This is a genomic window from Ramlibacter monticola (genome assembly GCF_016722785.1).
Taxonomy (GTDB): Bacteria; Pseudomonadota; Gammaproteobacteria; order Burkholderiales; family Burkholderiaceae_C; genus Ramlibacter; species Ramlibacter monticola.
Genome location: NZ_JAEQNE010000013.1, coordinates 1 through 13,121, shown reverse-complemented (window position 1 = coordinate 13,121; position 13,121 = coordinate 1). Strand labels below are relative to the sequence as shown.

The 13,121-nt window shown below is 71.6% G+C and carries 17 protein-coding genes and 1 riboswitch; of the genes, 10 read left to right on the top strand and 7 right to left on the bottom strand.

What is annotated here, in order from left to right; translation table 11 throughout:
• Together JJ685_RS29025 and JJ685_RS29020 are read left to right on the top strand one after the other, a co-directional pair.
• Nucleotides 1–558 carry a dihydrofolate reductase family protein gene (locus JJ685_RS29025; protein WP_201677882.1) on the top strand — a complete coding sequence of 186 codons (558 nt, stop codon included), beginning with the start codon at nt 1–3 and terminating at the stop codon, nt 556–558.
• Between the two features lie 11 nt (nt 559–569).
• A complete protein-coding gene (locus JJ685_RS29020) occupies nt 570–1,001 on the top strand; it encodes a GFA family protein (protein WP_201677881.1) in 432 nt (143 codons plus the stop codon).
• Here JJ685_RS29020 and acpA read toward each other — a convergent pair.
• A complete protein-coding gene (gene acpA, locus JJ685_RS29015; protein ID WP_201677880.1) occupies nt 982–2,490 on the bottom strand; it encodes an acid phosphatase in 1,509 nt (502 codons plus the stop codon). The genes JJ685_RS29020 and acpA overlap by 20 nt on opposite strands.
• A 116-nt stretch (nt 2,491–2,606) precedes the next feature.
• Here acpA and JJ685_RS29010 point away from each other — a divergent pair, with 116 nt between their 5' ends.
• A complete protein-coding gene (locus JJ685_RS29010; protein ID WP_201677879.1) occupies nt 2,607–2,855 on the top strand; it encodes a DUF3297 family protein in 249 nt (82 codons plus the stop codon).
• Here JJ685_RS29010 and JJ685_RS29005 read toward each other — a convergent pair.
• Nucleotides 2,852–3,151 (bottom strand): hypothetical protein, encoded by a 300-nt coding sequence (locus JJ685_RS29005; protein WP_201677878.1) that lies wholly within the window; start codon nt 3,149–3,151, stop codon nt 2,852–2,854. The two genes, JJ685_RS29010 and JJ685_RS29005, sit on opposite strands and share 4 nt — an antisense overlap.
• Nucleotides 3,152–3,198: 47 nt before the next feature.
• On the opposite strand from JJ685_RS29005, the gene JJ685_RS29000 reads away from it, so the two are divergent.
• From JJ685_RS29000 to JJ685_RS28990, 3 genes are all read left to right on the top strand, one after another.
• On the top strand, nt 3,199–3,633 hold the full coding sequence (locus tag JJ685_RS29000; RefSeq protein WP_201677877.1) for a PAS domain S-box protein: 435 nt from the start codon (nt 3,199–3,201) through the stop codon (nt 3,631–3,633).
• Nucleotides 3,630–4,490, top strand: coding sequence for a fumarylacetoacetate hydrolase family protein (locus JJ685_RS28995; RefSeq protein WP_201677876.1), 861 nt, complete (start codon nt 3,630–3,632; stop codon nt 4,488–4,490). The genes JJ685_RS29000 and JJ685_RS28995 overlap by 4 nt, the downstream gene beginning before the upstream one ends.
• Nucleotides 4,491–4,596: 106 nt before the next feature.
• Entirely contained in the window at nt 4,597–5,892 is a 1,296-nt protein-coding gene (locus JJ685_RS28990; RefSeq protein ID WP_236599376.1) for an MFS transporter, read from the top strand.
• Nucleotides 5,893–5,941: 49 nt separating this feature from the next.
• Here the strand turns inward: JJ685_RS28990 and JJ685_RS28985 are convergent, their stop codons facing one another.
• Genes JJ685_RS28985 through JJ685_RS28975 form a run of 3 tightly spaced genes read right to left on the bottom strand, consistent with a single transcriptional unit; the run spans nt 5,942 to nt 7,961 of the window.
• Nucleotides 5,942–6,718: a thiazole synthase gene (locus JJ685_RS28985; RefSeq protein WP_201677875.1), complete on the bottom strand. Its 777-nt coding sequence runs from the start codon at nt 6,716–6,718 to the stop codon at nt 5,942–5,944.
• Nucleotides 6,719–6,723: 5 nt separating this feature from the next.
• Nucleotides 6,724–6,927, bottom strand: coding sequence for a sulfur carrier protein ThiS (gene thiS, locus JJ685_RS28980; RefSeq protein ID WP_201677874.1), 204 nt, complete (start codon nt 6,925–6,927; stop codon nt 6,724–6,726).
• Complete coding sequence (locus JJ685_RS28975; protein WP_201677873.1) at nt 6,924–7,961, bottom strand: FAD-dependent oxidoreductase; 1,038 nt, start codon at nt 7,959–7,961, stop codon at nt 6,924–6,926. The genes thiS and JJ685_RS28975 overlap by 4 nt, the downstream gene beginning before the upstream one ends.
• A 113-nt stretch (nt 7,962–8,074) precedes the next feature.
• A riboswitch (TPP riboswitch) is annotated at nt 8,075–8,186 on the bottom strand.
• A gap of 52 nt (nt 8,187–8,238) precedes the next feature.
• Here JJ685_RS28975 and JJ685_RS28970 point away from each other — a divergent pair.
• Entirely contained in the window at nt 8,239–8,715 is a 477-nt protein-coding gene (locus JJ685_RS28970; protein WP_201677872.1) for a (2Fe-2S)-binding protein, read from the top strand.
• Complete coding sequence (locus JJ685_RS28965; protein ID WP_236599375.1) at nt 8,712–10,835, top strand: xanthine dehydrogenase family protein molybdopterin-binding subunit; 2,124 nt, start codon at nt 8,712–8,714, stop codon at nt 10,833–10,835. Before JJ685_RS28970 ends, JJ685_RS28965 begins: the two co-directional genes overlap by 4 nt.
• A 45-nt stretch (nt 10,836–10,880) precedes the next feature.
• Here the strand turns inward: JJ685_RS28965 and JJ685_RS28960 are convergent, their stop codons facing one another.
• Nucleotides 10,881–11,246 carry a hypothetical protein gene (locus tag JJ685_RS28960; protein ID WP_201677870.1) on the bottom strand — a complete coding sequence of 122 codons (366 nt, stop codon included), beginning with the start codon at nt 11,244–11,246 and terminating at the stop codon, nt 10,881–10,883.
• 135 nt (nt 11,247–11,381) lie between these two features.
• Between JJ685_RS28960 and JJ685_RS28955 the strand changes: the two genes are divergently transcribed.
• A complete protein-coding gene (locus JJ685_RS28955; RefSeq protein ID WP_201677869.1) occupies nt 11,382–11,621 on the top strand; it encodes a hypothetical protein in 240 nt (79 codons plus the stop codon).
• A 5-nt stretch (nt 11,622–11,626) separates the two neighbouring features.
• Here the strand turns inward: JJ685_RS28955 and JJ685_RS28950 are convergent, their stop codons facing one another.
• Nucleotides 11,627–12,043, bottom strand: coding sequence for a hypothetical protein (locus tag JJ685_RS28950; RefSeq protein ID WP_201677868.1), 417 nt, complete (start codon nt 12,041–12,043; stop codon nt 11,627–11,629).
• Between the two features lie 168 nt (nt 12,044–12,211).
• On the opposite strand from JJ685_RS28950, the gene JJ685_RS28945 reads away from it, so the two are divergent.
• The gene (locus tag JJ685_RS28945) at nt 12,212–12,697 is read left to right on the top strand and encodes a hypothetical protein (protein WP_201677867.1); all 486 of its coding nucleotides are present in this window, start codon (nt 12,212–12,214) and stop codon (nt 12,695–12,697) included.
• Nucleotides 12,698–13,121 lie beyond the last annotated feature (424 nt).

The window sequence follows — 13,121 nt, the reverse complement described above, 5'->3', positions numbered from 1 at the left end:
ATGCGAACCCAGTACTACACCGCCTCCAGCCTCGACGGCTTCCTCGCCACCGAGGACCATTCGCTCGAGTGGCTGTTCCCGCTCGGCGACATCAACGACACCGGCTACCCCGAGTTCATCCGCGAGGTGGGCGCGCTGGCGATGGGCTCGTCCACCTACGAATGGATGCTGCGCCACGTGATCCGGCCCGGCTCGGAGAAGCCCGGGGCCTGGCCCTACGCGCAGCCCACCTGGGTGTTCAGTTCGCGGGCGCAGTCGCCCGTGCCCGGCGCCTCGATCCGCTTCGTGCGGGGCGACGTGCGCCCGGTGCACGCGGAGATGCGCGCCGCGGCGGGCGGCAAGAACCTCTGGCTGGTCGGCGGCGGCGACCTCGTCGGCCAATTCCACGACGCCGGGCTGCTGGACGAGATCATCGTGCAGGTCGGCTCGGTGACGCTGGGCAAGGGCAAGCCGCTGCTGCCGCGGCGCATCACCTCGCCTTCGCTGAAGCTGGTGGAGGCGAGGCGGATCGGCGACGGCTTCGCCGAACTGCGCTACGAGGTGCCGCCGCGGCGCTGAAGGGAGGGCGCATGCTGATCTGCGGACGCTGCCACTGCGGCAACATCGCCTTCCAGCTGCGCTGGGAGCCCGAGCCCGCGCACATCCCGGCGCGTGCCTGCACCTGCGCGTTCTGCCGCAAGCACGGCGGCGTGTGGACCTCCTGCCCCACCGGCACGCTGCGCGTGCGCGTGCAGGACGACGATGCCGTCCACCGCTATGCCTTCGGCACCAGGACCGCCGTGTTCCACGTCTGCTCCCGCTGCGGCGTGGTGCCGGTGGTGACCTGCGAGCTGGACGGGCGCACCTACGGCGTGGTGAGCGTCAACGCCTTCGAGGACGTGGACCCGGCCCTGCTGCAGCGCGACGAGGTCAGCTTCGACGGCGAGGGCGTGGACGACCGGCTCGCGCGCCGCAGGCGCAACTGGATCCCCGACGTCGCCTTCAGTCCAGCGCGTTCGTGAGGTTTCCCATGCGCGGGCGCACGCCCGGCAGCGGCTCCAGCCCGAAGCGCTCGGTGATGAACTTCAGGATCGAGGTGGTGTCGTAGGGCGTCGAGTCGACGAAGCCGCGCTTCACCGTGGGGCCGACCAGGATGGTGGGAATGCGCGAGCCGGGGCCGAAGCGGTCGCCGGCGGGCGGCGGCACGTGGTCCCAGAAGCCGCCGTTCTCGTCGTAGGTGACGATCACCAGCATGTCCTTCCACTGCGGGCTGGCGCGCAGCTTGTCGAGCAGTCCGGCGATGTGCGCGTCGCCGGTCATGATGTCGGCGTAGCCGGGGTGCTGCGTGTTCACGCCCACCGGCTTGTAGAAGCTCACCGGGGGCAGCGTGCCGGTCTCGATCGCGCGGACGAAGTCGCTGCCGTCCTTCAGGTGCCGCGCGCGGTCCGGCGTGCCGGGGGCGAAGCGCGCGTAGTAGTTGAAGGGCTGGTGGTGCGGCTGGAAGTTGTCCGCGTTCGCGGCCCGGGTGTAGATCACGCTGCGGCGCACCTGCGGCGGCTGCATGCCGTCCTTCAGCGCATCGTTCCAGCCGCCCGAATACCAGGCCCAGTCCACGCCCTTCGCGCTCAGCGTGTCGCCGATGGTGCGCGCCGTCTGCGGCGGCAGCGGCAGCCGGGAACCCGGGGTGCCGGCCGCATCGGCGTGCGTCGCCGGACCGGCGGCCGCCGGCGGAATGCCGCTGGGCTGCCAGGGCGGCTGCGTGGTGTTGACGGACCAGCCGTCCGGCGTCACCTGCACGCCGCCGCCGCTGAACAACTGCACCGCGCCCTCGTGCGCGGAGGGCGAGCCGGGCCGCTTTTCCAGCTTGCCGCCCGCGTCGAGGCGGATGCGCATGGGTTCGGGCGCATCGGGATGGCGCGGCGTGCAGGCGCAGATCAGCCAATGGTGGTTCAGGTAGGAGCCGCCGAAGGCGCCCATGAAGAAGTTGTCGGCCAGCGTGTACTCCTGCGCCCATCTCCACAGCCGCATCACGCTGCCGTCGTAGTGGCCCATGGTCCAGCCGCCGGTGTTCGACATGGCCGCGAACATGTCGTTGCGGCCGCCGTTGATCTGCTCGATGTTGTGGAAGAAGGCGTGGATCGGGTTGAGCACCACCTCCGTCGGCGGCCTGGAGATGGGCGGGGCATCGATGCGGAACGGCCGGTTGGGCATCCTGGGGAAGCGCGGGTCGGGCTTGCCGTCGCTGCCGAAGATCACCAGCTCCGGCAGGGGCCGGCCGTCGTGGTCGCGCTGCGTGCTCTGCTCCGGCGTGGCGCGCGCGATGCCGTTGGCGCCCGGGAACAGGCCGTACATGTTGTCGAAGCTGTGGTTTTCCGCGTAGATCACGACCACGTGCTGGATGCGGGCCAGCTTGCCGGCATCGCCGGTGGGACGCTGCGCGCAGGCGGCCAGCAGGGCGCCGGCGACAAGGGCGAGCACGACATGGCGGCGCGGAAGGGGGCGACGGGACACGGCAGCTCCAGCAGTCACGAAGAGGGCCGCAGGTTAGCCGGGTTCGCCGACCGCCGCGCAGCTCCGGGCCGGCGCCGCGGGAAAACCCGGGGCCGGATCGTCGAGAATACCGGCCCATGAGCGAAACCCCCCGTCCGCCCCTTCCCGATCACCTGTCCGTCGACCCGCGCAGCCCGCACCACGACGCCGCCGCCTGCGAGCACGACATCGGCATCCGCTTCAACGGCAAGGAGCGGCACGACGTCGAGGAGTACTGCATCAGCGAGGGCTGGATCCGCGTGCCGGCCGGCAAGACGCTGGACCGCAAGGGCCGGCCGCTGCTGATCAAGCTGAAGGGCGCCGTGGAGGCGTTCTACAAGGACTAGGTTTTCCGTCGCGGATCCTGCGCGCCCATGGCGCTGGCCAGCGGGTCGATGATGGCCGCCGGCTGCACGTGCTGGAAGGTCTCGACCACCTTGCGCACGATCTGCTTCTGGTCCTCCCCCCACCTCGCCAGCCGCTCCGAGCCGAGCACGCCCTCCAGGGCGGTGACCAGGTGCAGCTGGAGCTGGGCCGGGTTGGGGTGCGTGGCCACCAGCGAGGTGAGGACCACGTAGGAGGCGGTGTGCATCGCGATCAGGTGCCGCACTTCCTGGCGCAGGGCTTCGATGTCTTCGTCCATGGGGGCAACCATACGGCATCCGGCGCCCTGTGGCAGACTGGCTGGCCATGACGCCCTGGAGCGACTCCACCCTCGCCGACGCGGGCCTGCTGCGCGCCTTGCTCGAAAGCCTGCCCGATGCGCTGGTCGTCGCCGACACCGGCGGCACGATCCGGTTCTGGAACGCGGCGGCCGAGCGCTTGTTCGGCCACAGCCGCGAGGAAGCGGTCGGCCAGGGCCTCGACCTCCTGATCCCCGAACGCTTCCGCCCCGCCCACGACGCCGGCTTCACGCGCGCCGTGGCGACGGGGCAACTGCGCACGGGCACGCGCGTGCTGCGCACCCGCTCCAACCACAAGGACGGGCGCCGGCTCTACGTCGATTTCACCTTCGCCCTGCTGAAGGCGCCCGACGGCGGCGTCGTGGCGGTGTACGCGCTGGCGCGCGACGCGACCGAGGCCCATGTGCAGCAGCAGGCTGCCACCCAAGGAAACAAGGCATGAAGCTCGTCACCCTCTCGCACGCCGGCGCGGAAGCCGTCGGCGCGGTCGAACAGCAGGACGTGGTGGTCCTGCCGCCGCCGCCCTCCGGTCACGGCATCGTCGGCTGGCTGCAGCAGCCGGCGCAGCAGCTCGCGCAGGCCGCCGCGCAAGCGCGCGCCAACCCGGCGAGCGTGCTGCGCCTGTCCGAGGCGAAGCTGTTGCCCGCCGTGCCCCGCCCCGGCAAGATCGTGTGCCTGGGCCTCAACTACGCCGACCACGCGGCGGAGGGCGGCCACAAGAAGCCCGAGTACCCCAGCTTCTTCCTCCGGGTGCCGAGCTCGCTGGCCGCGCACGGCCAGCCGCTGCTGCGCCCGCGCGTGTCGGACCGCTTCGACTACGAAGCGGAACTCGCGGTCGTCATCGGCCGGCGCGGCCGCCACCTCGACGAAGGCAACGCGCTGGAGATCGTCGCCGGCTACACCTGCTTCAACGACGGCAGCCTGCGCGACTACCAGCGCAAGACCACGCAGTGGACCATCGGCAAGAACTTCGACCGCACCGGCCCGCTGGGGCCCTGGGTCGTGCCTGCGTCCGAATTGCCGCCCGGCGCCGCCGGCCTGAAGATCGAGTCGCGCCTGAACGGCCAGGCGATGCAGAGCTCGAACACCTCCAACATGCTGTTCCCGGTGGTCGAGACCCTGTGCCTGCTGACCGAGGTGATGACGCTGGAGCCCGGCGACGTGATCGCCATGGGCACGCCCTCGGGCGTCGGCTATGCGCGCAATCCCCCGGTGTTCATGAAGGCGGGCGACCGCATCGAGATCGACATCGAGAAGATCGGGGTCTTGTCGAACCCCATCGTCGACGAGGAAGCGTAGAATTTTTTTCGGCGGGGACGAGGGCAGTCTCCCCGCCTCCCAAGACGCTCGCGCGTCCAAGCGCTGCTCCTGTTTATCCGGGCTCCGGGCCCGGCAGGAGGCCCGCTTGCAGAGATCCCCGTTCCCCCTCCGCGACGCCACGCGCCTGATGCTCGCGCGCGGCGTGCGCGCCTTCGGCGACGGCTTCGTCAGCCTGCTGCTGCCGCTGTACCTGCTGGCGCTCGGCTTCACGCCCTTCCAGGTCGGCCTGGTCGCTACCACCACGCTGTTCGGTTCCGGCCTGCTGACGCTGCTGGCCGGCCTGCATGCCTGGCGCTTCCGGCTGCGCGTGTTGCTGCTCGCGGCCTGCGTGCTGATGGCGGCGACGGGCGTCGGGCTGGCGACCCTGCACGCCTTCTGGCCGCTGATGCTGGTCGCCTTCGTGGGCACGGTGAATCCCTCGGGCGGCGACGTCAGCGTGTTCCTGCCGCTGGAGCACTCGCTGCTGTCGCGCTCGGTGCACGACAGCCAGCGCACGGCCGTGTTCGCGCGCTACAGCATGGCGGGCACCTTGTGCGCGGCGGTGGGTGCGCTGGGCGCGGGCCTGCCCGCATGGCTGGGGCCGCCCCTCGGCCTGTCGCCGCTGGGCGCGCTCCAGGCCATGTTCCTGCTGTACGCCGGCCTCGCAGGGCTCGCCGCGCTCGTGTACCGCACCCTGCGGCCGGAGCCCAAGCCCGTCGGCGACGAACCGCGTTCGGCACTGGGGCCGTCGCGCCGCCGCGTTTACCTGCTGGCCGCATTGTTCAGCCTGGATGCCTTCGGCGGCGGCTTCGTGGTGCAGTCGCTGGTGGCGCTGTGGCTGTACCAGCGCTTCGGCCTGCCGCTGGCCGTCGCCGGCTCGGTCTTCTTCTGGATGGGGCTGCTGACCGCGCTCTCCTACCTCGCGGCCGCGCGGCTCTCGAAGCGCATCGGCCTGGTCCGCACGATGGTCTACACGCACCTGCCGTCCAGCCTCTGCCTGCTGGCGATCCCGTTCTGCGATGCGCTGTGGCAGGCGGTGGCGCTGCTGTTCGTGCGCGCCGCGCTGTCGCAGATGGACGTGCCCACCCGCAGCTCCTACGTGACGGGGATCGTGACGCCGGCGGAGCGCGCGGCGGCGGCGAGCGTCACGGCGGTGCCGCGCAGCCTCGCCGCCGCGGCGAGCCCGGCGCTCGCCGGCTGGCTGCTGGGCGTGTCCAGCTTCGGCTGGCCCCTCATCGCCGCTGGCGCGACGAAGATCGTCTACGACCTCCTGCTGCTCGCGATGTTCAGGCGCGTGCGCCCGCCCGAGGAAGCGCCGCCTCGTCGAGACGGATCCACACCGGCGCATGGTCGCTCGGCTTCTCGCGGCCCCGGTGCTCCGCGTCCACTTCCGCCTGCCTGAGCGCCGGCACCAGGGAGGGCGAAAGCCTCCAGGCGCCGGGGCAATCGCCTCAGAGCGTGAAGGGCTGACCCGTCACCGGCGTGCTGGGCACGGCCATTTCCTGCTTGGCCATGACGCCGGCCTCGTATGCCAGCCGGCCCGACTCCACGCCGAGGCGGAAGGCCTGCGCCATCTTGACCGGGTCCTTGGCCTGCGACACGGCGGTGTTCACCAGCACGGCGTCGTAGCCCAGTTCCATGGCCTGCACGGCGTCGCGCGGCGAGCCGATGCCGGCATCGACCACCAGCGTCACGTCCGGCAGGCGGGCGCGCAGCGTGCGCAGTGCGGTGGGATTGAGCAGGCCCTGGCCGGAACCGATGGGCGCGCCCCAGGGCATCAGGATCTTGCAGCCGGCGTCCAGCAGGCGCTGGCAGGCCACCAGGTCGTCGGTGCAATAGGGCAGCACCTCGAAGCCGTCCTTCACCAGCGTGCGGGCGGCCTCCACCAGCTCGAAGGGATCGGGCTGCAGCGTGTATTCGTCGCCGATCACCTCCAGCTTGATCCAGTTCGTCTCGAACATCTCCCGCGCCATCTTCGACATGTTGACCGCATCGCGCGCGGTCCGGCAGCCGGCGGTGTTGGGCAGCAGGCGCGCGCCGCTTTCGCGGATCAACTTGAAGAAGTCGTTGGGCGTCCCGGCGTTGGCCAGCTGGCGCTTGAGGCTCAGCGTGACCACCTGCGTGCCCGACGCGGCGATCGCCTCGCGCAGCACCTGGGGCGACGGGTAGCCCGCCGTGCCCAGGAAGAAGCGGCTGGCGAGTTCCGTGTCTCCGATGCGAAGTCCCATGGTGTTCATCCTCCGGTGATGGGTTGGAAAGTGAAGACGGCGTCGCCCTCGCGCAGCCGCACGGCGGCGCGCTCCGAGCGCGGCACGAACTCGCCGTTGACGGCGGTGGCGAGCGCGGCGGGCGGCTGGCCGAGCGCCGCGACCAGGTCGGCCAGCGTCGCGGTGTCGTCCACGCGGCGCGGCTCGCCGTTGACGGTGATCTGGTTCATGGCTTCAGCTCCTGCAGGGCCTGCTCCACCAGCGCCGGCGCGATGAGCCAGCCGTGGCGGAACAGCCCGTTGATGCGGGTCAGGCCGCGCTGCGACTGCAGCAGCGGCAGGTTGTCGGGCAGGGCCGGGCGCAGGTTGGATTCGCTGTGCACGATCCGCGCCTCGGCCAGTTCGGGCAGCACGCTATGCGCGGCGGCCAGCAGTTCCACGGTGCTGCGCAGCGACACCGGCGAGCGGTCCTCGCTCTCGATCTCGCTGGCGCCGACCACCACGAGCTCGCCCTCGCGCGGCACGAGGTAGACGCGGTGGCGCGGGTGCAGCAACCGCACGGGGCGCCGCAGGTCGACGCCCGGCGCGTGCAGCCAGAAGATCTCGCCGCGCACGCCGCGCACCGCCAACTGCGGCCGCGCGCCAGTGCCGCGCACGTCGAACACGTGGTCGAAGCGAGGGGTGCCCCCGCTCGTGTGCAGTTCGCCCGGGTGGACCGCGTCGACGGCGCGGCCCCAGTGCCACTGCACGCCGGACGCCGCGGCGGCCAGCGCCTGCATCGCCTGCACGGGATGGATGCGCCCTTCGCCGGGGATGAGCCAGGCGTGCGCGGGTCCGCGGATGGCGGGCTCCAGCTCGCGCAGCTCCTGCGGTTCCAGCCGGCGCATGCCCTCATTCCCGCGCAGGCGGGAATCCAGCGCGCCCATCTTTTCCTCGAGCACCTCGACGACCCGGCGCGCAGCGCCCTCATCCCCGCGGTGCGCGACCAGCAGGCTCCCTTCGCGCCGGAATTCCACCGGGACCTGCAACTGCCCCAGCAGTTCCGGCCACAAGGCGATCGACCGCACCCCCAGCGCGAACACTCCCTCGTCCGCGCACTCCAGCTCCGCCACCGGGCTCAGCATGCCCGCGGCCGTCCACCCCGCCGCCCCGCGCGCTTCCGCGTGGGCGGCCGGGTCGAACACGTGCACCTCGTGCCCGGCGCGCCCCAGCTGGAACGCGAGCAGGCGACCGAGCAGGCCGGCGCCGGCGATGCCGATCTTCATCGGCGCGGCCCGGGGCAACGGAGGAAACGGGAAAGAAAATTCATGCGGCCATCCCTTCTGCGATCAAGCGGTGCTCCGGAGGGGATGGCGGGAACTGCGCCCTTGAGGGAGGGCCTGGCCCGACAAGCTCTTCTTACGCCGGTACGAACCGGTTCAAGTTCACGGGTTTGGTGTGGCCATCTCAGCGAAGGCGGCCTGCGGCCGTTCGCACCCCGGAGCGAGGGAAAGTATACCCCCGGGCAAAAAACCTTAGAGTGCCGGCAAGGAGACAGCAGGCATGGGCAAAACCGGTTTCTTGCTGCGCGTCAACGGCAGCGAACAGGTCGTGCAGGCGGAGGACCAGACTCCCTTGCTGGACGTCCTGCGCAACACCCTGGGCCTCGTCGGAACCCGCTTCGGCTGCGGCAGCGGCGAGTGCGGCGCCTGCCACGTGCTGCTCGATGGCGTGTCGGTGCCGGCCTGCGACACGCCCGTGGGCGCGGTGCGAGGCCGCGCGATCGTCACCGTCGAAGGGCTGGCGCGCAACGGGCGGCCCGGCGCGCTGCAGCAGGCCTTCCTCGACGAGCAGGCCGGCCAGTGCGGCTACTGCCTCTCCGGCATCCTCGCCAGCGCCACCGAACTGCTGGCGCGCGTGCCGCAGCCGAGCGAGGCGCAGGTGCGCGAGGCCCTGGACAAGCACCTGTGCCGCTGCGGCGCGCACAACCGCATCGTGCGCGCGGTGCTGCGGGCGGCGCAGGCGGGAGCGCCGGCATGAGCGGGCTGCCCCCCAGCCTGAAGGCGAATCCGCGACTGTCGCAGTGGCTGGCGATCCGGCCCGAGGGCCGCGTCGAGGTCTGCAGCGGCAAGGTCGAACTGGGCCAGGGCATCGCCACGGCGCTGGCCGCCATCGTGGCCGGGGAACTGGACGTCGCCGTCGGCCGGATCGCGATGGTTCGGGCCAGCACCGCCGGTGCGCCCAACGAGGGCTTCACGGCCGGCAGCCTCTCGGTGCAGGACTCCGGCGGCGCGCTGCGCCAGGTCTGCGCCGAGACGCGGGCGATCTACCTGGACGCGGCGGCGCAGCGGCTGGAAGTTGCCGCCGGCGACCTCGAGGTGCGCGATGGCGAGATCCGGGTGCGCGGCGTGCCCGCCCTGCGCACGAGCTACTGGGAGCTGGCGGATCCCGCGCTGCTCGCTTGCGCGGCCGAGGGTCGCGCCGCGCCCAAGGCGCCGGGCGCCGAGCGCGAAGGGGAGCTTCCGCTGCGCCTGGACCTTCCCGACAAGGTGATGGGCCGGCCCGCCTTCCTGCACGACATGGTCCTGCCCGGCATGCTGTACGCGCGCATCGCCCATCCGCCTTCGCCCGGCGCGACGCTGCAGGCGGTGGACGTCGCCGCGGTCGAAGCGCTGCCCGGCGTCGTGCGCGTGGTGCGCGACGGCAGCTTCCTCGGCGTGATCGCCGAGGGCGAAGCCGAGGCGAACCGGGCCCTGCGCAAACTCAAGGCGGTGGCGCAGTGGAACGAGCGGGAGACCCTGCCGGACATGGACGACCTGCCCGCCTTCCTGCGCGCGCAGCCGGTCGAAACCAGCGTGGTCGACGAGAAGGAGCCCGCGAGCGCGGCAACCGCACCGACCCGTTCCTTCCAGGCGAGCTATGCGCGCCCCTACCTCGCGCACGCCTCCATCGGCCCGTCGTGCGGGCTGGCCCGCTGGGACGACGGCGGGCGCGTCGAGGTGTGGACGCACGCGCAGGGCGTCTATCCGCTGCTGAAGGACCTGGCGCTGCTGCTGCGCATCGCGCCCCAGGACATCACCGTCACGCACGTGCCAGGCGCCGGCTGCTACGGTCACAACGGCGCCGACGATGCCGCCGTGGACGCGGCGCTCCTGGCGCGGGCGGTGCCGGGCCGTCCGGTGCAGGTGCTGTGGACGCGCGAGGACGAACTGGCGTGCGCACCCTTCGGCGCCGCGATGGCGGTGGACCTGCAGGCCAGTGTGGACGCTGACGGCCGCATCGTCGACTGGCAGCACGCGGTCTGGTCCAACGGTCACAGCATGCGGCCCGGGCGCATGGCGGTGCCGGTGTTCCATGCCGCACCGCTGCTGGCGGACGGTTTCGCGCCGCAGGTCTCGATCAACGTGCCGCTGGCCACCGGTGCCGGTGCCGAACGCAATTCGATCCCGGGCTACACCTTTGCGCGGCACCGGGTCGTCAACCACCGCCTGCTGGCGATGCCGCTGCGCACGTCCTCGCTGCGTTCGCTCGGCGCGCACTGCAACGTGTTCGCCGCCGAGTGCTTCATGGACGAGATCGCGCTCGCGCTGGGCGTCGACCCGCTGGACTTCCGCCTGCGCCACCTGGACGACGCCCGCGGCCGGGCCGTGCTGGAGCACGTCGCGCGCATGGCGGGCTGGCGGCAGCGCGCGAAGCGCGAAGGGGTGGGCCAGGGACTCGGCTTCGCCCGCTACAAGAACAACGGCGCCTGGTGCGCGGCCATCGCCGAGGTGGAAACGCAGCAGGACATCCGCGTGCGACGCCTGTGGCTGGCGGTGGACGTCGGTCGCGTGGTGCACCTCGATGGGGTGAAGAACCAGCTCGAGGGCGGCGCGATCCAGACGGTGAGCTGGGTCCTGAAGGAAGCCGTGCAGTTCGACCGCACGCGCGTGACCAGCGAGCGCTGGGGCGCGTACCCGATCCTGCGTTTTTCGGAGGTGCCGGCGATCGAGATCGCGGTGCTGGACCGGCCGCAGGAGCCATCGCTGGGCGCGGGCGAACCGACGCACGGCCCGGTGGCGGCCGCGATCGGCAACGCGCTGTTCGATGCGCTCGGGGTGCGGGTGCGCGAGATGCCGTTGACGCGGGAGCGGGTGCAGCGGGCCGCGCTGGCGGCGTGAGGCGCGAACGCTGGGGTTGCGCTTCGCTTCCCCCCAGCCTGCTCGTCAGCCAGGCGACGCGGTCAGCCAGGCGACCGCCTCTGCCTCGTCGGTGAACGCCATCAGGTTCATGCCTTCCTGCTGGGCCGTCTTCTCGCCGGCGCGGGTGATGCGATGCGGCTCGAGCAGGGCGGCCACCCGCTGCAGGTGCGCCAGCTGCCGGGCGGCCTCGCCGCCGATGGAGTAGTGCTCCGTGAAGGTGGTCAGCGTCTCGATTCCCCGCAGGTCGAACAGCACGCGCCTGACCTGCCAGCCGGCGGTCTCCACACCGATCAGGTGCAGGAAGGAAAGGAACTGCCCGAGGGAAGGGGCCCCTTCCACGCGGACGACCGAGTAGCCGTCCCTGTGCTCGACGTCGAAGCGCAGGCTCATGGGGTGCAGCATAAAACGGCCCCGGCACAGGTGGCAATTGCCCTCACGGTCGGGCACCGCGGGATGGCGTCCGACAGCGAAGGCGGCCGGCACTGCGTTCAAAAAAGGGAGTGAACCATCGCAAGGGGGACGGCCATGAAACTCTCGGCCTTCGTGATCACGCTGGCGCTGGCGTTCAGCAGCAGCGCCTTTGCCGCCGACAACAGCCGGGACGACGGCTCGGCAACTGCTTCCGCCAGGGCGACCGCGCATCGCCTCGCGGACGACGCGAAGCTCGCGCTGCACAAGCTCGGCCTGGCGACGCGCCATGCGCTGCACCGCGCGGACGCGGCCCTGCACCGCGACCGCCGCGACGAGCGCGAGCGGAACTCCTGAGCCGCTCAGGAGCGAGGGAAGTTCGCGGCGTCCAGCCGCACCGGCACGGGCGGCTCCACGGCGACCCAGCCGTGCTGGCGGATCACGTCGTTGCTCTCCCTCGCTTCGCGTCCTTCCGCCAGCGACCAGGTGATGTGGTAGGTGCCGCCGTCCGGGCGCACGGTGCTGCCGTCTATCCTCAGCACCATTGCTTCCACGCCCGCGCCATCGTCGCTGCGGCCGACGATCTCTCCCACTGTGGAGGGCGGCAGGCCGGCTTGTTCGCTCACGCGCGAACGCAGCGTGACGTGGTCCGCGATCGCCTTCGGATGGCGCGCGGGAAAGCGCGCCAGCAGCGCTTCGCGTTCAGCGCGGTCCAGCTTCCACCCGATCACGCTGTCGCCGGGGGAGGCCTGCTGGTGGGCCTCGGAGGCAGTGGGCATGGCGCGAGTATGGCGCCCCGCGCGCGCCGGATAGCACGGCTTCGGCCCTTCCTACGTGCGCATCGGCAAGGCGACGACCTGAAAGCCCCGTGTGGCGCCCCCACCGTATGTACGTGCCGGCGTCGGCCGGCGCACCCCTTCACACAGCAAGAGACAGGCAGGATCGGAATGAAATCAACTTCTCGAACCCTCTCGGCCCTGGTCGCAGCGGCGGCCCTGGCTTTCGGCGGCGCGGCCGTCGCGCAAGGCGGCGGAACAGGAACAGGGGGTGGCAATGGTCCGGGCGTCGGCGACCCCACGAGCATGGGCGCGGGCAACTCCACGAGCATGGGCGCCGGCACCACGGCGGGCACGTCGACCGGCACCGGCCTGGGCGCGGGCACCAGCACCGGCATGGGCGCGGGTGGCTCCACCAGCATGGGCGCCGGCACCACGGCGGGCGGCGCGTCCACCGGCACGGGCGCGGGCGTGACCACCAGCGGCACCGCCACGACGGCGGGCAGCACGCCCGCGGCGAGCGACACCACCATGGGCACGACCGGGGGCGCAACGCAGGCCGGCATGAGCGGGCACGACCACGACAAGGCCAAGGGCACCAAGGTCGCCAAGGCGAAGACGAACAACACCAAGGCGATGAAGAAGGACCGCAACTGACGCAGAGTCCCGAGGTGAGGACCGTCGCCAGCGCCAACGCGCTGGCTTTTTTGTTCCCGATCTGCGGGGTGAAATCGCGTTCGGCGGAGAGCGCACTGGGGTTTGAATTGGCGCGGTCAGCCGCGGGCTCGCATCGTTGCCAGTAGGCCCGCCCTGGTCCTGCGCAGCGCGCGGATTCGGCAGCTTCCCTCGCGCACCTGCATCGCGCGGCGCACGGCTTGGGCACGCGCCAACGAAGCCGCTGCACACGAACCTGGCGCGGCGCAGGACCAGAGCGGGGCTGTCCGGCTCGGCGACATAGAGACACCATTGTGGTTGTCAAGTCGGTGTGGCAAGCGACCTGGCCGGGTCGAACGGCTTTCCGGACTTCAGCACGCCATAGGCGATGGCCAGCAGCTTGTGCATGCACGCCACGACGATGACC